Source organism: Hoeflea ulvae, from assembly GCF_026619435.1.
GTDB classification, from domain to species: domain Bacteria; phylum Pseudomonadota; class Alphaproteobacteria; order Rhizobiales; family Rhizobiaceae; genus Hoeflea; species Hoeflea ulvae.
In genome coordinates this window covers 1,967,266-1,989,949 of sequence record NZ_JAOVZQ010000001.1, presented here as the reverse complement: position 1 = coordinate 1,989,949, position 22,684 = coordinate 1,967,266, and the positions used below count along the sequence as shown (strand labels likewise).

18 protein-coding genes and 1 tRNA gene are annotated in these 22,684 nt (G+C 62.6%); 5 read left to right on the top strand and 14 right to left on the bottom strand.

The window, feature by feature from the left end; translation table 11 throughout:
- The 11 genes from OEG82_RS09285 to OEG82_RS09235 all read right to left on the bottom strand — a co-directional run bounded on the left by OEG82_RS09285 (position 1) and on the right by OEG82_RS09235 (position 12,694).
- The gene (locus OEG82_RS09285) at positions 1 to 2,412 is read right to left on the bottom strand and encodes a GcvT family protein (RefSeq protein ID WP_267612159.1); all 2,412 of its coding nucleotides are present in this window, start codon (positions 2,410 to 2,412) and stop codon (positions 1 to 3) included.
- A 164-nt stretch (positions 2,413 to 2,576) separates the two neighbouring features.
- Positions 2,577 to 3,551: a LysR family transcriptional regulator gene (locus OEG82_RS09280; RefSeq protein WP_267612158.1), complete on the bottom strand. Its 975-nt coding sequence runs from the start codon at positions 3,549 to 3,551 to the stop codon at positions 2,577 to 2,579.
- Positions 3,552 to 3,663: 112 nt separating this feature from the next.
- Positions 3,664 to 4,896 (bottom strand): AGE family epimerase/isomerase, encoded by a 1,233-nt coding sequence (locus tag OEG82_RS09275; protein ID WP_267612156.1) that lies wholly within the window; start codon positions 4,894 to 4,896, stop codon positions 3,664 to 3,666.
- Positions 4,897 to 4,907: 11 nt separating this feature from the next.
- Complete coding sequence (locus tag OEG82_RS09270; protein ID WP_267612155.1) at positions 4,908 to 6,419, bottom strand: sulfatase family protein; 1,512 nt, start codon at positions 6,417 to 6,419, stop codon at positions 4,908 to 4,910.
- Positions 6,420 to 6,429: 10 nt separating this feature from the next.
- The gene (locus tag OEG82_RS09265) at positions 6,430 to 7,524 is read right to left on the bottom strand and encodes an ABC transporter ATP-binding protein (RefSeq protein WP_267612154.1); all 1,095 of its coding nucleotides are present in this window, start codon (positions 7,522 to 7,524) and stop codon (positions 6,430 to 6,432) included.
- 9 nt (positions 7,525 to 7,533) lie between these two features.
- Positions 7,534 to 8,358 (bottom strand): carbohydrate ABC transporter permease, encoded by an 825-nt coding sequence (locus OEG82_RS09260; RefSeq protein ID WP_267612153.1) that lies wholly within the window; start codon positions 8,356 to 8,358, stop codon positions 7,534 to 7,536.
- A 4-nt stretch (positions 8,359 to 8,362) separates the two neighbouring features.
- Entirely contained in the window at positions 8,363 to 9,253 is an 891-nt protein-coding gene (locus OEG82_RS09255) for a carbohydrate ABC transporter permease (protein WP_267612152.1), read from the bottom strand.
- Positions 9,254 to 9,317: 64 nt separating this feature from the next.
- Positions 9,318 to 10,586, bottom strand: coding sequence for an ABC transporter substrate-binding protein (locus OEG82_RS09250; RefSeq protein ID WP_267612150.1), 1,269 nt, complete (start codon positions 10,584 to 10,586; stop codon positions 9,318 to 9,320).
- A gap of 27 nt (positions 10,587 to 10,613) precedes the next feature.
- Entirely contained in the window at positions 10,614 to 11,393 is a 780-nt protein-coding gene (locus OEG82_RS09245) for a helix-turn-helix domain-containing protein (protein WP_267612148.1), read from the bottom strand.
- Positions 11,394 to 11,831: 438 nt separating this feature from the next.
- Positions 11,832 to 11,905: transfer RNA gene (locus OEG82_RS09240), tRNA-Gln, on the bottom strand.
- A gap of 207 nt (positions 11,906 to 12,112) precedes the next feature.
- Positions 12,113 to 12,694 carry a biotin transporter BioY gene (locus OEG82_RS09235; protein ID WP_267612147.1) on the bottom strand — a complete coding sequence of 194 codons (582 nt, stop codon included), beginning with the start codon at positions 12,692 to 12,694 and terminating at the stop codon, positions 12,113 to 12,115.
- 175 nt (positions 12,695 to 12,869) lie between these two features.
- Between OEG82_RS09235 and OEG82_RS09230 the strand changes: the two genes are divergently transcribed.
- Positions 12,870 to 13,778: an MBL fold metallo-hydrolase gene (locus OEG82_RS09230; protein WP_267612146.1), complete on the top strand. Its 909-nt coding sequence runs from the start codon at positions 12,870 to 12,872 to the stop codon at positions 13,776 to 13,778.
- Positions 13,779 to 13,867: 89 nt separating this feature from the next.
- Here OEG82_RS09230 and OEG82_RS09225 read toward each other — a convergent pair whose 3' ends face one another.
- Positions 13,868 to 14,776 (bottom strand): DUF1499 domain-containing protein, encoded by a 909-nt coding sequence (locus OEG82_RS09225; RefSeq protein WP_267612145.1) that lies wholly within the window; start codon positions 14,774 to 14,776, stop codon positions 13,868 to 13,870.
- A 297-nt stretch (positions 14,777 to 15,073) separates the two neighbouring features.
- Here OEG82_RS09225 and OEG82_RS09220 point away from each other — a divergent pair, with 297 nt between their 5' ends.
- The 3 genes from OEG82_RS09220 to OEG82_RS09210 all read left to right on the top strand — a co-directional run bounded on the left by OEG82_RS09220 (position 15,074) and on the right by OEG82_RS09210 (position 17,130).
- The gene (locus OEG82_RS09220) at positions 15,074 to 15,388 is read left to right on the top strand and encodes a hypothetical protein (RefSeq protein ID WP_267612144.1); all 315 of its coding nucleotides are present in this window, start codon (positions 15,074 to 15,076) and stop codon (positions 15,386 to 15,388) included.
- A gap of 84 nt (positions 15,389 to 15,472) precedes the next feature.
- The gene (locus tag OEG82_RS09215) at positions 15,473 to 16,714 is read left to right on the top strand and encodes an aconitase X catalytic domain-containing protein (protein WP_267612143.1); all 1,242 of its coding nucleotides are present in this window, start codon (positions 15,473 to 15,475) and stop codon (positions 16,712 to 16,714) included.
- A complete protein-coding gene (locus OEG82_RS09210; RefSeq protein WP_267612142.1) occupies positions 16,711 to 17,130 on the top strand; it encodes an aconitase X swivel domain-containing protein in 420 nt (139 codons plus the stop codon). The genes OEG82_RS09215 and OEG82_RS09210 overlap by 4 nt, the downstream gene beginning before the upstream one ends.
- Here OEG82_RS09210 and OEG82_RS09205 read toward each other — a convergent pair.
- Together OEG82_RS09205 and ppdK are read right to left on the bottom strand one after the other, a co-directional pair.
- Positions 17,114 to 18,202, bottom strand: a complete 1,089-nt coding sequence (locus tag OEG82_RS09205) for a YeeE/YedE family protein (RefSeq protein ID WP_267612141.1) — start codon at positions 18,200 to 18,202, stop codon at positions 17,114 to 17,116. The genes OEG82_RS09210 and OEG82_RS09205 overlap by 17 nt on opposite strands.
- A 202-nt stretch (positions 18,203 to 18,404) precedes the next feature.
- Positions 18,405 to 21,071, bottom strand: a complete 2,667-nt coding sequence (ppdK, locus tag OEG82_RS09200; RefSeq protein ID WP_267612140.1) for a pyruvate, phosphate dikinase — start codon at positions 21,069 to 21,071, stop codon at positions 18,405 to 18,407.
- Between the two features lie 456 nt (positions 21,072 to 21,527).
- Between ppdK and OEG82_RS09195 the strand changes: the two genes are divergently transcribed.
- The gene (locus OEG82_RS09195; protein ID WP_267612139.1) at positions 21,528 to 22,670 is read left to right on the top strand and encodes a DegT/DnrJ/EryC1/StrS family aminotransferase; all 1,143 of its coding nucleotides are present in this window, start codon (positions 21,528 to 21,530) and stop codon (positions 22,668 to 22,670) included.
- Positions 22,671 to 22,684 lie beyond the last annotated feature (14 nt).

Sequence of the window (22,684 nt, the reverse complement as noted above, 5' to 3'; positions counted from 1 at the left end):
TCAGCCGCGGACCAGGGTGTATTCCGGGTCATAGAGACACTCGGCAACGACTTGCGCCGCAACCGGCGCGCCGATGACTTCGATCTGCAGGCTGGTTCCAATCTCGGCGAAGCCTGTGTCGACAAAGCCCATGGCAATGTTGTGTCCGACCCTGTGGCCCCAGCCCGCGGACGTGACAGTGCCGACAAGGCGGCCATCGGATATGATGCTGTCGCCGCCCTGTGCCGGAGCATGGCTGCAGTCGAGCACCATGGAGACAAATGCGCGCCGCGGCGAGGAGGCTTCCAACGCGGCCTTGCCGACAAAATCCGGCTTGTCGAGTTTGACGAAGCGCGAAAGATTGGCTTCAAGCGGGGAAAATTCGGTCACCAGATCGGCCTTCCAATGCCGGTATCCCTTTTCCAGCCGCATGGATTCGACGGCATGGGATCCGAACAGACGCAATCCGTGTGCTTCGCCCGCCTTGCGCAAGGCCAGATAGGCTGCATGCAACTGCGCGTTGGGGACATGGATTTCATAGGCGAGTTCGCCCGAAAAGCTCACCGACAGCACGACCGCGGGTGCTATGCCGATGAACGCCCGGCGCACCGAAAGCCAGGGGAATGCCGCAGCCGACCAGTCGCCGCGTGACACTGCAGCGAGCACATCACGTGATTTCGGTCCGGCAAGCACGAGGATGGTGTATTCGTTGGTCAGTGACCGGATTGCGACGGATCCGTCCTCGGGAAGGTGCTGCGTCAGCCAATCCATATCGTGGTATTCGGAGGCTGCTGCCGATCCATACCAGGTGGTCTGATCATCAAGGTGCGCAAGCGTAGCTTCGGCTTTGATGTTGCCGTGATCGTTGAGCAGATAGGCCAAGCCCACCCGTCCGGCTTTCCGCGTCAATCTTCCGCACACCATCGTATCGAGCCAATCCCTGGCTCCCGGTCCGGTGATCTCAAACCTGTTGAAACCACTGATCTCTGTCATGCCGACGCCGCTTTGAACGGCTTTCACCTCGTCGGCGACGACTTCGAAGGTTTCATTGAAGCGAAATCCGTGGCTCTCGTGAAAATCCGGTGAAGGCTTGATATAGGCAACGCGCTCCCATCCGTTGACGACCCCGAATTCGGCGCCTTCCGCCGCAAGGATCGGCGTCAGCGGCGTCGTCTTCATCGGACGCCCCGCGGGCCGGTGTTCGTGTGGAAGGTGAAACCGGAATTCGTTCTGATAGTCCTCGATGGCCTTGAGCGCACAGAGTTCGACATTGGCATGGCCGGTGAACCGGCGCGGATCAATTACCCATGTATCGTATTCCGCCTCGCCATGGACAATCTGCTGCGCCAGCAGCCAGCCATGGCCGCCGCCTTCGCCGAGGCCGGCGCGCAGGCCGATGATGCAAAAGGCATTGCGTTTGCCGGGGATCGGGCCGACGAGCGGCGCTCCGTCGATCGTATAGGTGATCGGCCCGTTGACGATGGTGTGAATGCCGACTTCCTCCAGCACCGGCATGCGCTTGAACACGTTTTCAAGCACCGGCAGCACCCGATCCGTGTCACTGGGGCAAAGCGCATTGACGAATCCCGGATCGATCCCGTCCATGCCCCAGGTCCGGCAATCCTGCTCATAAAAACCGACCAGCAGCCCCTGTTTTTCCTGCCGGGAATAGAAGTCATCAATGGGACAACGCAGCAACGGCACCCTGCGGCCGTGGTCGATGATCTGCTGGATCGGCTCTGTCAGGAAATACTGATGTTCCATCGACATCACCGGGTGGTGCACCCCCATCATCGCGCCCACTTCGTTGACACGATAGCCGCAGGCATTGACGACGATTTCGCAGGCGATGTCGCCCTGTTCGGTGTGCACCGTCCAGCTGTCATCCTTGTGCTGGGTCAGCCCGGTCACCGGTGTGTTGCGATACACTTCGGCACCGGCTTTGCGGGCGCGCCGCGCCAGCGCCTGACACAACTGCGCCGGGTCGATGTCGCCATCCATCGGATCCCAAAGCGCGCCGATCAACCGGTCGGTCGTGATCAGCGGGTGACGGCGGGCGGATTCGGCCGCATCGATGATTTCGAAATCGACGCCCATCCCCTTGGCCACACTGGCGAAGTGGCGATAGCCGTCCATGGTGACCTCCGAATTCGCCAGCCGGAGGCCGCCGTCGCCGTGGTGATAGTTGATCGGATAATCCGGATCGTCGGCCATTTCCTTGTAGAGCCGGATCGAATGGCTTTTCAGCCCGACCATCGTCTGTGTCATTCCGAAATTGGTGACCTGTGCCGCCGAATGCCAGGTCGTTCCCGACGTCAGCTCGTTGCGTTCGACCAACACCACGTCGGTCCAACCCTCCTGGGTGAGATGGTACAAGGTGGAACATCCGGCGATGCCGCCGCCGATCACCACGACGCGAGTCTGAGCTTTCATGGATACCTCTGGCCTGAGAGACAGTGTCATCAGATTGAGAGGCAATCGGAGTGAAAGATCAATCTTTCATGCGCTAATTCCGTTTTTTGGAATTGGGACTTTTACGTTCCCGACATTGGATGCTTGCATTGCGCGGACCATGGCCACTCCGCCGAGCAGCTATGTCAGCTTTCAATGACCGCCAAGGCCTCCCCGATCCACGGGATCGCCGCGCGGCCGGGCGCCACCACCTGTTCGCGCAGGATGCCGCGCAGGCTTCCGGCAATGATGCCGGCGGTGTCCGGCATCCATTCCTGCCGGTGAAACAAGGAGATGGTGCGGGCAAATCCCGAAAATGGCAGCGGAAAGATGTCGACCCGGTCGTGAAAACGCCGGGCACGGAGAAATCCGACGGGCGTTGATATCGCCCATCCCGCTCCGCTGGCAATCAGTCCGAAGATCGCCTGATTGCTGTCTACTTCGATCCGGCCTTCCGGCGCAAGCCGCAGCCGGGCCAGATGGGCTGCGATCTGGCGGCCCAGGAGCTGGCTCCTTTCATAGCGCAGGAACTGCAGGTCCTTGAGAGCCTCGATGCTTGCCGGCGGCGCGCTCAGACATCCGCGCGGCACCGCCAGCACAAAGGGATCGCGCAAGACCGGGGTTTCCGTGACGCCTTCGGGCAGTTCAAGCGGTTGGGCGGCAATGCCGAGATCGATGTGCCGTGCAGCGACATCCTCATGCGTGCGCGACGAAGGCGTCGTCATCAGGCTCAGCTCGGCAGTCGTCAGTACCTTGGCGAGAGCGACCGCAAGACGCGGCGTTACCTCGCTGTCAAAATCGTCGATAATGCCAATCCGCAAAGAGCGGACCGTGCGCAGATCCATCAGTGACAGTTCGGCAGCACCCTGACGCAAGTGCAGAAGCGCCGCGCGCACATGGGCCAGATAGGCGAGCCCGCCAGAGCTCAGCTCCAACGGCCGCCGGCCGTGTTCGACCAGTTTCTGGCCCAGTGCGGTTTCGAGGTTCTTCAATTGCTGCGATGCCGCCGGCGCCGACAGGCCAAGATTGCGCGCGGCGACCTGCATGGAACCGGCACGGCTGAGCTCTTCGAGCAGCTCAAGTCCGCGCAGGGAAACAGCATTGACAATCAGATCGGTCATCTCACGCACCCGATTATTCGGAACTACGGAAGTTACTCTAACGAAATCGGCCAATTCCCCAAGGCTAATTCGGATAATGAAATGTTCTGAAGAACTGCCGCCGCAGGTAACCTCAGCGCTTCAAAAGCGGAAATATCCCCGAAGGCGCCCCAACCAGTGGCAGGATGACAGCCTGCAGCGAGTGGTAGATGTCCGGCTTGCCGAGGAACTGGCGCTCGACCGGAGCGCCCGCCTCGTCAAGTTCGGGATACCAGCCGCCGTTCTTGTGGTCGATGAAATGCCCGTCGGCAAACCGCCAGAGTTTGCGGTACCACCTCTCATCGCTGTCTCGCGGGTCAATCCGTTGCAGTGTCGAGATCGCCCCGATCGCTTCGGCGACAGGCCACCAGTAGCGGTCCCGGATAGCCACTTCACCGGAATAATCCAGCGTGTAGCACAAGCCGCCTTCGGCCAGCCAGGCATCGTCAAGCGCCCGCTCGATCAGCTTGCGCGCCCGTTCGGGGGACTGGTTCTCAGGCCGTCCCGCAAGATCCCAGTGCTGCAGCAGCAGACGGCCAAGCTCCAGCGAATGCCCCGGCGTGGTGCCCGCCGGCCGGAACATCGGATTGCCGGCATAGGCGCGGTCGAGCTGCCAGTCCTCGGTGTAATGCTCAGGGATCCGCCAGTGATGGTCGGGGGCGATCCGGCCTATGAAAAAGGCGAGGATCCGGCCGGCGCGGTCAAGGTAGATCTCGCGTCCGGTTGCCTCGAAGGCAGCCAGCAGGGCCTCGACCCCATGCATGTTGGCATTCATGCCGCGATAGGTCGAAAATGTACTCCAGTCCTGATTGAACTCCTCGCGCAGCAATCCCTTGTCGTCATCCCAGAAATGCCGGTCGATCACCGCTGTCACGTCATCAATCAGCCGGTCCGCATCGGGATGCCCCGCCTGCCTGGCGTTGGCGCCGGCCAACAGCACGAAGACATGGCCATAGGCCAGCTTCGTCGCATCTGCCACTATATTGCCGTCAATGGACCAGACATAGCCGCCATGGGTGGTGTCGCGATGGCCGTTCCACAGACGCTCCATGCCGGCATCGATGATCGCCGCGGCGCCGTTGTCGCCAAAGGCGGCACCCAGCGCATAGGAGTGGACCAGCCTGGTGGTGATGTGCAGTTCCAGCGGCACGCCGGCGCGCGGTGTGCCATCCCAATTGAGAATATCGAAGCCACCGTCCTTGCGCAGGCTTGGCCGGAAGAAGTCGAGTTGCTTCACTGCATCGCGGCGGAGCCAGTCCCGGTGCACCGGGTCGTCACACCAGTTCCCCTCACAGGTTTCGCTGGCCAAAGGCGGTCTTTCAGACAATGGGGTGTCTCCTAATGCGCAGGATCGTCACCGATCTCGGCCATCTTCATGTCAAGCTCCCGCTGCAAGGCAACGCGGATGTCGGCATAGTCAGGATCATCGATGACGTTGAACAATTCAAGCGGATCCTTCTGGCAATCAAACAGTTCCCACTCCCGGTCCTGTCCGCCATGGTTGGTCCCCGGCAGATCGTAGCCCTCATTGTACCAGTAGATCAGCTTGTAGCGCTGATTGCGCACGCCGTAATGCGAATAGGCATTGTGGTCGGGGTCGCGGTGCATCCAGTAGCGGTGATAGGCCAGTTGCGGCCAGTCTGGCGGGGTCTTGCCTTCCAGCAGCGGCCGGGCTGATCTGCCCTGCATGTAGTTGGGCACGACCTGACCGGCAAAATCCAGAAAGGTCGGGGCGAAGTCGACATTGCATAATATGTCGTCACAGACGCTGCCTGCCGGGATTGCCGCCGGATAGCGCACCAGCAACGGCATCTGGAAGGATTCCTCATACATGAAGCGCTTGTCGAACCAGCCGTGCTCTCCCAGGAAGAAGCCCTGATCGGAGGTATAGATGACAATGGTGTTGTCAGCCTGTCCGGTCTCGTCAAGCCAGTCAAGCAGCCGCCCGACGCTTTCATCCACCGAGTGGATCGTCCGCAAATAGCGCTTCAGGTAGCGCTGATACTTGAAATGATTGAGCTCGCGGCTGCTGGAGAAGGTGAACACCTCGCCCGTATCGCGATCGATCAGCCGCAGGTTGGAGACGTCTTCGGGATTGGGGATCTTGCGGTTGATGTCGCCGGGCTTCACCCGCTCGCCGACCTCGGCGCCCCCCTCGGGTTGCACCAGCCCGAGATCGATATATTTCATGTCGTCCTTGATCCGCATCTTGGCTTCGGCGGCGGCGCGGGCACGGTTGCGGTAATCATCGTCGAAGGTCTCGGGCACCTTGATGTCATCGGTGTAGAGCGAGCGGTTCTTGGGATGCGGCTCCCATTCCCGGTGCGGCGCCTTGTGGTGGCACATCAGGAAAAACGGCTTGTCCGGATCGCAGGACTTGAGCCAGTCGAGGCTCTTGTCGGTAATGATGTCGGTGGCGTAGCCCGGCACCTCGATCTCTTCGCCCATCTCGATCATGTAGGGATCGAAATACTCGCCCTGCCCCGGCAGCACCGACCAGAAATCGAACCCGGTCGGCTCATGCGCCTTGCCCTCGCCCAGATGCCACTTGCCGATCAGCGCGGTCTGGTAACCGCTGGCGCGCAGGTGCTTGGCGACATTGGGTCCGCGGTTGTTGATCGGCGTTGCCAGCGTGGTGACATTGTTGACGTGGTTATAGGTGCCGGTGAGGATCGCCGCACGGCTGGGCGTGCAGATCGAGTTGGTGACATAGCAATGGTTCAGCCGCATGCCTTCGATGGCGATCCGGTCGAGATTTGGTGTCGAGTTGATGCCCGCTCCGTAGCAGCTGATTGCCTTGGATGCGTGGTCATCGGCCATGATGAAAAGGATATTGGGTCGTTTGGTCATGTTGGCGGTCCTAATGCTGTGCCGCGCGGGCGACGGTCAGTTCCGTTTCCGGATCAAAGGCATGAAGCCGTGCCGGGTCGACACGAATGCGCACGGTCTCTCCGGCCTGCGGGAAATCCGTGCCGCCAACGCGCGCCAGAAACGGCTGACCGTTTACCGAAAGATTGAGAAGCGCATCAGCGCCAAGCAATTCCGCCAGTTTGACCGTGGCATCGAACACCCAGGGGTCGCCGGGTGCGGTGTCGGCAGGCAGCACCTCGATATGTTCCGGGCGCAGGCCGAGCGTCAGAGCCGCTGCCTCTGTGGCAAGCTGACCGAACCCGGGGATCACCAGGTCCGTGCCGGTGATCTTCCAGTCCGTGCCTGCCCGTTCCGCCGGCATGAAATTCATCGCCGGGCTGCCGATGAAGCTGGCGACGAACCGGGTGGCCGGCTGCTCATAGACTTCGCGCGGCGTGCCGATCTGCGCCACCCTGCCGCGATCGAGGATGACGATCCTGTCGGCGAGCGTCATCGCCTCGACCTGGTCATGGGTGACATAGATCGAGGTCACCCCCAGTCGCTCATGCAGTTCCTGCAGCTCCATCCGCATCTTGACGCGCAGCTGCGCATCGAGGTTTGACAGCGGCTCATCGAACAGGAACACTTCCGGCGTGCGCACGATGGCGCGGCCGATGGCGACGCGCTGCCGCTGGCCGCCTGACAGGGCGGCGGGCTTTCGCTCGAGATAGGGTGTCAGGCCGAGCATGTCGGCCACATCATTGACCCGCTTAGCAATTTCGGCCTTCGGCATCTTCTGCAGCTTGAGCGCCATGGCCATGTTGTCAAACACCGACTTGTGCGGATAAAGCGCATAGTTCTGAAACACCATCGCCACGCCGCGGTCCTTGGGATCGGTGTCATTGACCCGCGTGCCGCCGATCATCAGGTCGCCGGTGGTGATGCTCTCGAGCCCTGCGATCATGCGCAAGGTGGTGGATTTCCCGCAGCCGGAGGGGCCGAGCAGCACCAGGAATTCGCCGTCAGCGATGTCGAGGTCGAACTGTTCCACAGCGGTGACCGCGCCGTAGGACTTGCCGATCTGCTTGAGTGTTACGCTTGCCATGTCAGGACCTCACTTGCCGGCGCCAGCGGTCAGGCCGCCGACAATCTGTTTTTGAAAAATTGCGGTGATGATCAGCACCGGGATGATCGCCAGGACCGTCGCCGTCGAGATCGTCTCCCACGGGAAGGCGTATTCGCCGGGATAGAGCGAGATGCCGACCGGGGCCGTTCGCATGGCATTCTGGGTCATCAGCACCAGCGAGAGCGGGAATTCGTTCCACGAGAAGATGAAGACGATCAGCCCGGTGGCGACGAAACCCGGCCATGACAGGGGCAGAACGATGGTCAGGAAAATGCGCACAAAACCCATGCCGTCCATGCGGGCGGCTTCCTCGATCTCGACCGGCAAGGTGGCGAAATAGCTCGCCAGCATCCACACCGAAAACGGCAGGAACAGCCCGGCATGGGCGAGAATCAGCCCGGTATAGGTGTTGAGCAGCCCGAGATTGAGGAAATTCTGGAACAATGACGGCAGCAGCGAGACCGGCGGGAACATCGACACAGCAAGAATGCCGACCATCAGCATGCCGGCAAAGCGCAGCCGCAGCCGCGACAGGGCATAGGCCGCCAGGCCGCCGAGCAGCAGCGTGATAGCCGTGCAGCCTGCCCCGACGATAAAGCTGTTGAGAATGTAACGCAGCAGCTCGGGTGAATTGGTGAAAATCGAGATATAGTTGTCCAGCGTGAAGGGATCGGGCCAGTATTGCGGCGGCCAGGCATAGATCCCGGCGGTGTTCTTGAACGAGGTCAGGATCAGCCAGACGATCGGAAAGAACGAGATCAGCACCGAGAGCGAGACAATTGCATAAAGGCCGTAGCGCGGTCGTTTCTGCATGGGCTCAGTCCTTGTTCTGGAGTGCGAAGACGTAGATCAGGCTCATGGCGAAAATCACAAGGAACTGAACCACGACGACGGCTGCGCCGAAGTTGAAATCGAGGAAATCGAAGATCACCTTGTAGGCGTAGAGCGACAGGCTCTCGGTGGCATTCACCGGCCCGCCATCGGTCAGGTTGAAAGGCAGCTCGAATGTGCGCAGCGCATCCATCGAGCGGATGATCAGCGCCACCAGGATCGGGCCTTTCAGCAATGGCAATGTGATCTGGGTGAATTCCTGCCACTTGCTCATGCCGTCCATGCGGCCGGCCTCGAACAGGTCGCGCGGGATGGACTGCAGCCCGGCGAGAATGATCAGCGCCATGAAGGAACTGGTCTTCCAGACCGCGACCACGACCATCGATCCCATTGCCAGAATTTCGTCGCCGAGAAAGTTGATCGGGCGGTCGACAAGCCCGCTCTGCAAGGCTATCCCGTTGAAAAGGCCGTAGTCGGAATTGTACATCCAACGCCAGATCAGCGTGTTGAGCGCTGTCGGCAATGCCCAGGGAAACAGCACCGCGAGGCGCGCAAGTCCCTTGCCCTTGAAACTCTCGTTCATCAGCAAGGCCAGGCCGATGCCGAGCCCCAGTTCCAGCGGAATGGAAAGTGCCGTGAAGGTGAAGGTCACGCCGAGCGCGTTCCAGAACCTGCCATCCCCCATCAGGGCGGCGTAATGCTTCAGGCCGACAAACTGATAGGGCTGCGACCCGTCAATGCTCGATTGTCCGAAGCTGAGTACCACCGACTGGATGATCGGGTAGATCAGGATCAGCGCAATGATCAAGATGGTAGGCGTAACAAAGCCGATGCCGGTCAGCGCCGTGCGCCGTTCCAAGCTCATGGTGCGGGACATGCCCACCTCCTGCGTTTTGGGGAAAACCCGTGCGGACCGAAGCGACCGCACGGGGTATCAGGTCTTACTTGCCGAGGATCGAGTTGACTTCGGCAGCAGCGTCATTGAGGGCTTCCTCAACCGTCTTCTGACGGTGCAGCGCATTGGTGACTTCAGTCTGCATGACTTCGGACACGCGCGGATAGAGGCTGCCTGTTATTGCCGATGGGCGCACCACGCCGACGGCATAGTCTTCGCCGAACTTCTGGATCAGCGCGGCTTCCGTCATTTCCGGTGCGGCATAGACGTCGGTGCGGCCCGGGGCCCGGTTCTCGTCGATGGCGGCAGCCAGCTGAGCCGCGTAGGAGGTGAAGTATTCCACCAGCTTTGCAGCTTCCTCCTTGTGCTCCGAATTGGCGTTGACCGCCAGGAGCCAGCCGCCCATTGCGGTCGAATGCGCATCTTCATGGCCTTCGAAATAGGGGTTGCGGGTAAAATCGAACTTGCCGGCCACCGGGCTGTCTTCGGCGCTCAGCGGCGCGTGGACGAAGTCCTGCACCATCAGGAAGACGGCACGACCCTGCTGAAACAGCGTGCGGGCATCATCGGGCCGCATGGTCAGGATCGAATCCGGCACGATCCTGTCTTCATAAAGCATGTCGACCATCGTCTGGGTCGCCGCGATTGCCTCAGGCGAGTTGACTGCGACATTGCCATCAGCGTCAAAGAAGCTGGCGCCATTGCCGTTGATGAAGGAAAGCCAGTTCATGAACAGGCCCTCGATCTTGGCCCACATCGACACAAATCCGTAGAGCTGGGGATTGCCCTCCCCCTCCATCACGATCTTCGAGGCGGAGATCACTTCTTCCCAGGTCTTGGGAACGGCGATGCCGTATTTTTCCAGAAGGTCCGAGCGGTAGAAAAGATGCGTGCCGTCGACATACAACGGGGCTGCAAACACCTTGTCCTCCACCGTTGCGGCAGACAGGAAAGAGGGGTTGTAGGCTGCAATCGTTTCTTCGCCAAGATAGTCGTTCAGCGGCTCGAGCCAGCCGCGCTGGGCAAATTCACCGGCCCAGATCACATCGATGGCGAAGACATCCGGTGTCGGGCTTTTTGCAGTGAGACCGGTCACATAGAGCTTGCGGCTGTCGCCGGGCACGTCCGAAACTTTGAGCCATTCCACCGACGTGTCGGGGTTGGCAGCTTCAAACGCCTCGATGTTGCGTTCGACCATGCCGCCGTAGCCGCGTGAGCCGATCGACAGGACGAGTTCCTGCGCAGCCGCCACAGCGGGCGCGAAAGCAGTCATTGCAGTCGCCATGGCGACTGCACCGTAAAGTGCGAATTTCATAGTATCCTCCCTGGTGATAATGCGCGCCTAGCCGTTGTGCGTCAGCGCCTTGCTTGTTGCTCCTGCGCCGCTCTCCACGGCGCCTTTGGTTTCCAGAAGCACGGCGCGAACCTGCGCCACATGCCCCTCGACGTCTCGCAGGGGCGTTGCCGCTTCCGCAGCGGTCAGCAACCCGACGAATTCTCCACCCGTGCCATGGATCGCGACGCAGAACCTGCGCACGCCCTTGGCATTGCCCATCAAGTCATATTGCATGTCACTGGTATCGACGGCGGCCACGCTGGCCCGCGCCTCGTCCCATGGCACCTTGCCGCCTGACACGCCGACATCAAAAAAGGCTGCGACATCCCAGTTTGCTTCGATCGTCCTGATCGGCAAATGCGCCAGCGCCATGCGGGTGATGCAGTCAAGCTCGTAGGCGCCGCGGACAAATCCGACACCGGCGCGCAGGCGGATGGATTGCTGGGGATGCTCTTCAGCGATGTGCCACAACAGGTTCTCGCGCCTGAGCGCGATGAATTCGGATGCAACGATCAGCCGCGAGGATATAGACTGGCACGCCTCGGTAAGACGCCCGATATCCACGCCGCCGACATTCATGCCCTGCTCGAACAGGAATTTCGGGAAAAGACGGCGATCGCTGGCCTTGCGCAGATATCCCAGCCCCTCCAGCTCCTGAACCAGACGATAGACCGTCGAACTGGCCAGATTCGTTCGTTCTACCAGCTGTGCCACGGTCACCCCCTCGGCTTTCGCGGAGGAAAGGTGCTCTAGCAAGATCAGGGTTCTGCTCAGGTTGTCGCTCATCTTATTTCCCGATTTCGGGAATATTTAATCCCATTATCGGGAGGTGTCAATGCCGCACTCGATGATCGGGGAGCCGGCGGGTCAAGGCGGGATTGGGCCGACACTTCGGTGAACATCCCGGCATACCCACAAGTGAACACACCAGGACCGGGCCACCTCACCTCACTGCGGCTTTCGTCGACCTGGGCACTGAACTTCCTCGAAACTCTGGCAGAGTCGTCAAGACAGTGACATGCACGGGCGGTTCATTTAGCACTACGCCTGACGACATGTGGTGCGACAGCCAGAAGCGCTCCTGTTGCGATCGCGGAGCAGGCTTGGGCAGACGTCAGGTTGCACAGTCCGGTGAGACAGTCAGGTCAGACACTGCCTGACTTGTGAGTCTCAGCCAGGCCGGAGATGCCGGAAAGCCTGGGTTCATTTGCTTGAAAGGAAGATTGGCTGGGGCGCCTGGATTCGAACCAGGGGTGACGGTACCAAAAACCATTGCCTTACCACTTGGCTACGCCCCAACACTTTACCCGGACGCGTGGATCGGTCGCCGGGCGCATCCCGGAATTACCGGAAGCCTCGCGGGGATAGCAAAAGACGCGCGCGATCACAAGCGTCGAAACCATCCCTCGGCCAGGAAAATCGTACCAAAAAACCCGCGCGGCGCGATGCCGGGCGGGTTTTTTGTTCACAGCCCCGGCAAAGCCGGAGCTTGTATCGTGTCGGCCTCAGCGGCGCAGCAGATTGGCGATCTGCCAGCCGGCGGGAACCACCGCAGCAGCAAGGGCGGCCTTGATCACGTCGGTGGCGATGAACGGACCAACGCCCCAGGCCAGCGCCTTGTCGGATCCGAACACCATGGCGATCCAGGCCGCGCCGAGAAGCAGGATGATGGCCGTGCCGGCAAGATTGACGGCAAACAGCTTGAACGCATTGCGGTCGAGACCGCGATCGGCAGCCCAGCCGGTCAGGCCGGCGGCGATGACGAAGCCGGCGAGATAGCCGGTGGTCGGGCCGGCGAAATAGGCAAGACCTCCGCCATTGGTGAACACCGGCAGGCCGGCAGCGCCTTCGATGAGATAGGCGGCAAGGGTTGCCAGCGCCAGCTTGCGGCCGAAGGCAGCGGCGATGACGAAGATCGCCAGCGTCTGCATCGTCGCCGGAACCGGCCAGAACGGAACAGTGATCTTGCCGGCAACGGCAATGGCAATGCTGCCCAGGAGTGCAAGCGCGCCAAAGGTCGCATAGCGGGCGGCCGTGCCTTCGGGCGCGTAGGATTCAACAAGGGAACGTGCGGGAGCGATGGCCATGGATCTTTCTCCGATTGGTTGGCGGGAGCAGGACTTGCACAGTCGCGCTTTGCAATGGGTATATTGACTTAGCCGACCGACAGCAAGACAGTCCGGCCCAAATCAACGGCCATCCACAATCGGCCATGGCGGGGCGAAGCCGTGAGCTGTGCCCGTGCAGGAACTGGAGACATCAGTGAGCGAACCCGAATTCGACAAGGCCTTCCAGCCTGGCCATGGCTTTGCCGTGGCCGTTGCCGAGGATGTGTTGCGGGTGACAGCGCCCAATGCCGGCCCCCTGACCTTTCACGGGACCAACAGCTACATTGTCGGACGCGACGCGCTGGCGGTGATCGACCCCGGCCCCGAGGACGAAAGCCACTGGAACACCCTCAAGGCGGCCATTGCCGGACGGCCGGTCAGCCATATCTTCGTCACCCACACCCACAAGGATCACTCCCCGCTCGCCGCCCGGCTGAAGGCGGAGACCGGAGCGGTGGTGATCGCGGAAGGGCCGCACCGCGCCGCCCGGGCGCTCTATACCGGCGAGGTCAATCCGCTCAAGGAAAGCTCGGACATGGACTTTGTCCCCGACATCGTGTCCGGACATGGCGATCTGACCAGCGGTGACGGCTGGGCAATCGAGACGCTGCACACGCCCGGCCATACCGCCAACCATGCAGCCTTTGCGCTCAAGGATACGGGGCTGGTGTTTTCCGGCGACCATGTGATGGCCTGGGCAACGTCGATCATCGCGCCTCCGGATGGGGCGATGAGCGATTTCATGGCTTCGCTCGACATGCTGGCAGCGCGCGACGACCGCGCCTACCTGCCCGGCCATGGCGGCAAGGTGAAGGAGCCGCAGAAATTCGTCCGGGCGCTGAAGACCCACCGGCGGATGCGCGAACGCGCCATTCTGGGCCGGGTCAGGAAGGGCGACAGGCTGATCAGCGAGATGGTCAAGGCGATCTACCGCGACACCGACCCAAGGCTGCATGGCGCGGCGGCGCTGTCAGTGCTGGCGCATCTGGAGGATCTGGTCGGCCGGGGCGAAGTCATCACCAACGGCCCGCCGGCGATCAACGGCGAATACCGGCCCGCCTGACAGCCCGGCTTCGAAACCGGCCGCAACGCGTGTCCGGCACGGCAGTTCAGTGCGCGAACACCTGTACCTGGCTGACATCAAGGCCGGTATCAGCCGCCGGCAATGCCCAGCAGCCGGATATCGAGATCGCGCAGGAAATCCCTGATCAGCCTGGCGTTCAGGCCGAGATCATGATCGCCGTCGCGGGTCGCGGCCCGCATGTCGACAAAGGTGGTTTCCTCCTCCTCGACCAGCCGGATGAGCACATCCTGCGGAATACCGAGCACGAGGGTCCGGGTGGTGTACTGCATCAGCGCGAAGGTGGGCAGCGCCTCGAGCTGGTTCTCAATGTCGGGCCGCGGCTCCGGGATCGGTGCGCGCGCCGGATCGACCACACCGTTGAAGATCACCTCGCTGTCTCCGGCAGGCTCCGAGGTCGGCTCGAGACCGTCGACCAGGGCTTCGACCCCGATATTGGCGACCGGCTTCCACTTGTTTTCCTCCACCACCGCGCGCACGGCCAGCAGCACACGGTCGATGGCGCCTTCGTAGCGCCGTCCGGTGACCTGCGGATAGGCTTGAAGCTGCAGCTCCCGCGCCGCCGCATCGCCGCCATTGGCGCGCGGCATCCAGGACAGGGTGATCTCCGGCGGCTCAAGCCATTCGGGCGCGTCGACGACATCGGTCGACACGTCGTGAATATTGGGCAGCATGACATAGCGGCTGGCGGCAATGCCGACCGGAACCAGCACCATCAGCGCCATCACCATGCCGGCAAACGAGGCATGACCACCCTTGGCGCCGACTTGCCAGAGCATGAAGAAGCCGATCATCGACAGGCCCAGCACGACGACCGCCAGGCATGACGCCAGCAGGATGGCCGCAACCGCATTTGGCAGCACAAGGATGCCGGCGCGATGCAGGACCAGGGTCATGACAGCCAGCAGCAATGTGAATCGGCCAAGCCCGCGCGACCAGCTGGCAGCAAGGGAATAGGGTCGGTGAGGACGGAACGGCATGGCGGCGGCCAGGTCTCCGGGACAAGCGGCGTGCGGGATTGCGCGCCTGTGTGAGGTGGAATTCCTTAGCCGCTCAGCGCGGTCGCGGCAAGCGCCACACTTCAGCCACGCTTGAACGCAATCCTTGGCAAAGGGGGCAGATCAACCTGGACAAGGTCCACGGTTTTCAAGGAGATCCGCCATGGCCAATGACGCCGCAGCCACACCCCTGCAGGGCCCCTCGCAGCCGTCCGCAGCGCAGCAGGGCCCGACCCGCCCGGTTATGGCAACACCCCCGAACCGGCCAGCGGGTCCCCGATGGCGCTGGATCTGGTGCAGCTTGATCTGGCGCTCGACCTCACCGACATTGCTGTGCATGGATTTGGCGAAGCCGTGCGCGCGGCGGCCAGGACGGTCAATGGTGAATTCCTGTTCGACCTGCCCGCCTCCGGCCTTCTCGACGATGCCCAGCGCATCGCCGTCGTCTGCCTGTCGCGTCAGGATGGCGGGCGCTTTGGCCTGGTGGTGCTCAACAGCAAGGGCGACCGGGCAATGACGGTGGAACCAGGTGCTGGTACGGCTGATCTGCTGCGCTTTGCCAGGGCCTTTGTCGGCGTGCTGGAAAAGCTCTGAGTTTTCGCCTCGATCGCTGTTTCACCCCTTCCTCAGTGCCGGCCCTGCCGCTAGTCTCCACTGCGCAAGCGCGGGGGCTGCCAGGTGGAATTGACGCAGACAGACAGTGACATCTTGGCAGGTAGGCAGGGGCGCGCCGCAGCGGACGCCCTTGGCCTGGTGCTGCGCTTTGCCGAAGCCGTTGGCGCCGAACGGCTGCTGCCCTGCGCCAGCGCCCATGTCGACGGATGCCTGTATCATGGCCAGGCCAGCCTCGATTTCGTCGAACGGTTCGTCGCTCTCGATGGTCGCGTCAAGGTTCCCACCACGCTCAATGTCGGCTCGGTCGACCTGATTCATCCGGACCTGTTCATCGGCGACGCAGCGCTTGGCGCTGCCGGAAAGCGCCTGATGGAAGCCCATGTCGAGCTCGGCTGCATCCCGAGTTTTACCTGTGCGCCCTACCAGACCCTGTTCAGACCAAACTTCGGCGACCAGCTCGCCTGGGCCGAATCCAATGCGATCGTCTTTGCCAATTCGGTGATCGGCGCGCGCACCAACCGCTATGGCGATTTCATCGATCTCGCCTGCGCCCTGACCGGCCGGGTGCCCGATTACGGCTTGCACCGCAGCGAGAACCGCCGGGCCCGGGTGATCGTGGAATTGAGCGGATTTGAGACTGCCGGTCCGGATCAGGCCGGTGGCATCGCGGTGGCGGCCGGGCTGATCGTCGGCAAGGAATGCGGCGACACCATTGCGGCAATCACCGGGCTGCCGGCCTCAACCAGCGAGGACGATCTCAAGGCGCTTGGGGCTGCGGCTGCATCTTCGGGCAGTGTGGCGATGTTCCATGCAGTCGGCCTGACCCCGGAAGCGCCAGATCTTCTCACCGCGACCGGCGGAGCGAATGTTCCCGTTGTTGCCCGGCTCGGACCGGCGGAGATTTCGGGCATTCTGGCCAGGCTCTGCACCGTGCCCGATGGCACGGCGCTGACGGCGGTGGCGCTAGGGACACCGCATTTTTCGCTGAGCGAATTCGACCGGCTGATGCCGATGCTCGATCTGGCGCCGTTCGCGGTGCCTGTCTACATCAACACCGGACGGCACGAATGGCAGCGGCTGGAGGCGGACGAACGCGCAGCAAAACTGGAGGCCGCAGGCGTCACGGTGGTGGTCGACACCTGCACCTATGTCACCTCGATCATCCGCGATCTCAGCGGTGCGGTGATGACCAATTCGGGCAAATGGGCCTATTACGCGCCGGGAAATCTCGGAATTGACGTCGCCTTCGGCACGCTCGCTGATACGCTCCTGTCGGCCAGGGCCGGACGGGTGGTGCGGGCATGAGCGGGCGCAGCCTGGTTCACGGCACGGCTTCGGGCCCGGTGCTGATGCTTGATGATCCGCTGAGCTTCTGGGGTGGCTTCGACAGCGCCAGCGGCAAGGTGATCGACCGGTTTCACCCGCAGCACGGGGCCTGCCTCAGCGGAGCGGTGCTGTGCATGGAGCGCGGCCGGGGCTCGTCTTCCGGCGCATCGGTGCTGGCCGAGGCGATCCGGCTGGGCACCGCACCTGCGGCGATCATCCTGCTAGAAAACGACGCCATCATCGCCACCGGCGCGCTTGTGGCGCAGATGCTTTACGGGATCGATTGTCCGGTGGTGGTTCTCGGCGCGCGCGCCGAATGGCAGGAACTGTCGTGTTTGCCCCGGCTTCTGGTTGAAGCCGGGACCGAGACTGTGCGGATCACTCCGCCGGCATGATCGCGGACTGGCTGGCCGGTTCGCGCGCCACGGAGCGCAGCACAAGCTGGGTCAGTGCGGCACCAGTGATCATCGAGGCCAGGCCGAGCAGCGACGAGACCGCCAGCACCGAACCGCCGGTGAGACCAGCGCCGATGGTGCAGCCAACAGCCAGAATGCCGCCAAAGCCCATCAGCACGGAACCGGCAGCATAGCGCCAGATCGACGGCGTACCGGGTTCGGCGAAGGTGGAGATGCGGAATTCACCCGAAAGCAGGGCCGCAACAAAGGCCCCGATGATGGCGCCGAGCAGCACGCCCTGGTCAAGCCCGGCAAAGCCGCTCTGAAGCGCAAGTTCGCCGGTGGTGGCGAGCGGACGGATGAAGGAGAGGCTTTCGGCCTGGATCGGCTCGAACACCTGGGTCGAGAGCTGCCAGGTGAAATACCAGCCCGCAGCCACGGTGAGGCCGATCATGATGCCGCCAAGGGCTCGCCAGAGCGACAGCCGCGCCTTGAACGCAATGCCCAGCGCAGCGACGGCCAGAACCGCACCCAGCGCGATGCCGGCCCAGCGCTCCAGTCCGGCGTGGACCAGAAGGTCGTTGCCGCCGATGGAGGCCGTGCTCCAGACGCTGCCGATATTGTCGCGCAACGGCACCAGCACACCGCTATAGGTCGCAAGTGCGGTCACCGCGACCAGGGCAATGGAAAAGACGCCGCGCAGATTGCCCGAGGAGCCGAGCACCAGAAGCCGCGAGACGCAGCCGCGGGCCAGCACCATGCCGATGCCGAACACCAGGCCGCCGACAAGGGCGCCCGAGAGGCTCTGCGCGGTGGAGAAAAAGCGGGTTTCGCCGACATCGATCATGTCGGCGCCAAGCAGCAGCTGCACCGCCAGGATCGCGGCCGCAAAGCCGAAAGCCCAGGTTGCCAGCGGCTTGAGGTCGCTTTCGCCCATGGCGGAGAGAACCGCCGAGCGGGTGCAATAGCGGCTGCGCTGGGCAAACACGCCGAATGCGAGCCCCAGAACGAGGCCGCCGACCAGGGCGGTCTGCGGCTCACCGATGAGATCGATCAGAGGTACGAGGTCCATGATTGCCAGCTCCGTGAATAACCGCAGGATTATACCGGCTGCGCCCGTCGCTTCCGTGACACGAAACCATCCCGGATTCCGCCGGTCGCGGAATATAAATCCGCTGATGGCGGGGCCGGAGCAAACTCATTCCGCAAGACGCAGTTGAAGGGGTGCGGGTTCAGGCACCGGACCCCGCAGGAAACACCCATGATCCGGAGGATCAGGCCTTCGCGTTGATCGCCGCCTGTGCCGCCGCCAGCCGGGCGATCGGCACCCGGAACGGCGAACAGCTGACATAATCCAGGCCGATGGAATCGCAGAATTTGACCGAGGCCGGGTCGCCGCCGTGTTCCCCGCAGATGCCGAGCTTGATGTCGGGGCGGGTCGCCCTGCCCTTCTCCGAAGCAATGCGCACGAGTTCGCCGACGCCTTCGATGTCGAGGGTGACGAAGGGGTCGTGCTCGATGATGCCCTTCTGCTGGTAGGTCATCAGGAAGGACGACGCATCATCGCGCGAAATGCCGAAGGTGGTCTGGGTCAAATCATTGGTGCCGAAGGAGAAGAACTCGGCCACTTCCGCGATCGCATGGGCGCGAATGGCAGCACGCGGCAGCTCGATCATGGTGCCGACCAGATAGGTGATGTCGACACCCGCCTCTCCGATGACCTCGCGCGCCACCGCATCGATCCGCGCCTTGACGAAATCAAGTTCCTGGCGAAGGCCGACCAGCGGCACCATGATTTCCGGCACCACCGGGGCGCCGGTGGATTTGGCGGCTTCGACGGCGGCTTCGAATATGGCGCGGGCCTGCATTTCGGCAATTTCCGGATAGGAGATCGCCAGCCGGCAGCCGCGATGGCCGAGCATGGGGTTGAATTCATGCAATTCATCGACACGCTGGGTGAGCTTTTCGATCGTCACGCCGATGGCGCCGGCGACCTCGGCGATTTCCTCATCGGTCTTTGGCAGGAATTCATGCAGCGGCGGATCGAGCAGGCGGATGGTGACCGGCAGGCCCTTCATGATCTCGAACAGTTCGATGAAGTCGGACCGCTGCATCGGCAACAGCCCGGCGAGCGCCTCGCGGCGGCCGCCTTCGGAACCGGCAAGAATCATCTCGCGCATGGTGGTGATGCGGTCGCCGTCAAAGAACATGTGCTCGGTGCGGCACAGGCCGATGCCTTCGGCGCCGAAGGAGCGCGCAGCACGCGCATCTGCGGGCGTTTCGGCATTGGTGCGGACCTTCATCCGCCGCGTCGCGTCGGCCCATTCCATGATCAGGCCGAAATCACCCGACAGCTCCGGCTGCAGCATGGCGACTGCGCCCTTGAGCACCTGGCCGGACGAGCCGTCAAGCGTGATCACGTCACCGGCCTTGAGCGTGGTGCCGAGCGCAAGCAAGGTGCCGTTGCGGGCATCGATGCGAATGCCGCCGGCGCCTGAGACGCACGGGGTTCCCATGCCCCGGGCGACAACTGCCGCATGGCTGGTCATGCCGCCGCGCGAGGTGAGAATGCCTTCGGCTGCATGCATGCCGTGGATGTCTTCCGGGCTGGTCTCGACCCGCACCAGGATGACCTTGCGTCCGGTCTTGGCGGCCTCGACGGCTTCCTCGGAAGTAAACACGATCTCGCCTGTGGCCGCGCCGGGAGAAGCGGGAAGGCCCGAGCCGATGATGTCGCGGGCCGCATGCGGATCGATGGTCGGATGCAGGAGCTGGTCAAGCGAGGCGGGGTCGATGCGCATCACCGCCTCCTCCCGGCTGATCAGTTCTTCGCCGGCCATGTCGACGGCAATCCTGAGTGCTGCCTTGGCGGTGCGCTTGCCCGACCGGGTCTGCAGCATCCACAATTTGCCGGCCTGGATGGTGAATTCGAGATCCTGCATGTCGCGGTAATGCCGCTCGAGCCGGTCACAAATGGTCAGGAATTCGGCAAAGGCTTCCGGCATCAGCTTTTCCAGCGACGGCCGGTCGGAGCCGGCCTCGATGCGGGCCGCCTCGGTGATCGATTGCGGGGTGCGGATGCCGGCGACAACGTCCTCGCCCTGGGCGTTGACGAGGAATTCGCCATAGAGCTCCTTGACGCCGGTCGAGGGATTGCGGGTGAAAGCCACGCCGGTGGCCGACTGATCGCCGAGATTGCCGAACACCATGGCCTGGACATTGACCGCCGTGCCCCAGGAGGCGGGAATGTCATGCAGTTGCCGGTAGGTGATGGCACGCGCATTCATCCAGCTGGCAAACACCGCGCCGATTGCGCCCCAGAGCTGCTGATGCGGATCCTGCGGGAACGGCACGCCGAGCTCCTGCTCGATGGTCGCCATGTAGCGGGCAATGATCTCGCGCCATTCGGCGGCGGAGACATCGGTATCGAGTTCGTGACCGAGACGGGCCTTTTCGTCTTCGAGAATGTCCTCAAACACCTCGTGATCAAGACCCATGACCACGTCGCCATACATCTGGATGAAACGGCGGTAGCTGTCGAAGGCGAAGCGCTCATCGCCCGAATCGCGCGCCACGGCGAGAACGGTTTCATCGTTGAGGCCGAGATTGAGCACGGTGTCCATCATACCGGGCATCGAGGCACGCGCCCCGGACCGGACAGAGAGCAGCAGCGGCTTTTCCGGATCGCCAAAGGCCCGCCCGGCGATTGTGCCGACACCGACAAGTGCATCGGAGACCGCGGCTTCCAGGCCATCGGGCATCTTGCGGCCATTGTCATAATACCAGACGCAGGCGTCGGCGGTGATTGTCAGCCCCGGAGGCACAGGAAGCCCGAGATTGCACATCTCTGCCAGATTGGCGCCCTTGCCCCCCAAAAGGTTGCGATCGGCAGCCGAGCCTTCCGCCTGACCATCCCCGAAAGTGTAGACCCATTTCGTCATCACTTGACCTTCCGTTTGCTGCAGCCGGCCTGCTGACCCAAACCGGCTTCGCCCGCCCCCGACCGGGCGCACGCCAATCCCGCGAAGAGCTGGTCTCCGTGAGCACTTGCATGGACGCTTAGCGTATGGACCGGGAAATACAATGCGCAAATCGGCCTATTGATCGTCTAAATCGATCCAACGGGTCAGGAAGATGGCGAAGGCGCGGACCGATTCGGGGCTTGTGCAAAACTGCGCAACCCGCGCGCGCAGTTTGGTCCGGCGCGTCTGCCGAATTTCACGTCGCATCACCAAAAGCAACGCAAAGTGATTGTTACGATGGTACTATCCGGTGCAATTGCGGCAATGGCGTATGGACCCGGGTGGCGGAGCGCTTTAACACAATGCCAAATCCGGTCGTTTCATGGGCTCGCGGCGGAGAACAGCATCAGCATTGAGCCCGAGGACACCATCACCATGTCATCTGCCTCGCTCGAACCCGTCCGTTTTGTCGATCTTGCCGCCCAGCAAGCGCTCATACGTGACCGGGTCGATGCCGCGATTGCACGGGTGCTTGACCACGGCCAATACATCATGGGGCCCGAAGTCGGTGAACTCGAAGCGCAGCTCTCGGCCCATTGCGGCGCGACGCATTCCATTGCCTGCTCGTCCGGCACCGATGCGCTGGCCATGGTGCTGATGGCCAAGAATGTACGGCCGGGCCAGGCCGTCTTCTGCCCCGCCTTCACCTTCGTTGCCACGGCGGAAGTGGTGGCCTGGCTGGGCGCGCATATCTGGTTCGTCGATGTCGACGCCGACACCTTCAACATGGACCCGGCCTCGCTGGAAACAGCGATCGCGGGCGCCAGACAGGCCGGACAGGAGCCGGTGGGTGTGATTCCGGTCGACCTCTTCGGCATCCCTGCCGATTATGACGCGATCTCGAAGATTGCCGCGCGCGAAGGCCTCTGGGTGCTGGGCGATGGCGCCCAGGCCTATGGCGCGCGCTATCACAACCGCCGGGTCGGCACGCTGGCAATGGCGACGGCCACCAGTTTCTTCCCGGCCAAGCCGCTGGGCGCCTATGGCGATGGCGGCGCGATCTTCACCGATGACGCGGAACTGGCCGACACGCTTCGCTCGATCCTGTTTCACGGCAAGGGCACCAGCCAGTATGACAATGTCCGCATCGGCATGACCGGGCGAATCGACACCATGCAGGCAGCGATCCTGATCGAGAAGCTCAGAATTTTCGACGACGAGATCGAAGCCCGCAACCGCATTGCAACGCGCTATTCCGCACAGCTCGCAAACCATGTCGCCACTCCGGTGGTGCCCGAGGGTCTGCAGTCGGTCTGGGCGCAATACACGGTCAAGCTGCCTGAAGGCTCTGATCGCGCAGCCATCCAGGGCAAGCTCAAGGACCAGGGCGTGCCCAGTGCGGTCTATTACGCCAAGCCGCTACACCTGCAGGACGCCTACAGCCATCACGGCGTCGCCGGCGGGGCATTGCCGGTCACCGACATGCTGTCGGGCTGCGTGCTGAGCTTGCCGATGCATCCCTATCTGGATGAAGACACCCAGGACCGGGTGACAAATGCGCTGATCGGGGCTTTATAGGCGCCCGACCCCGG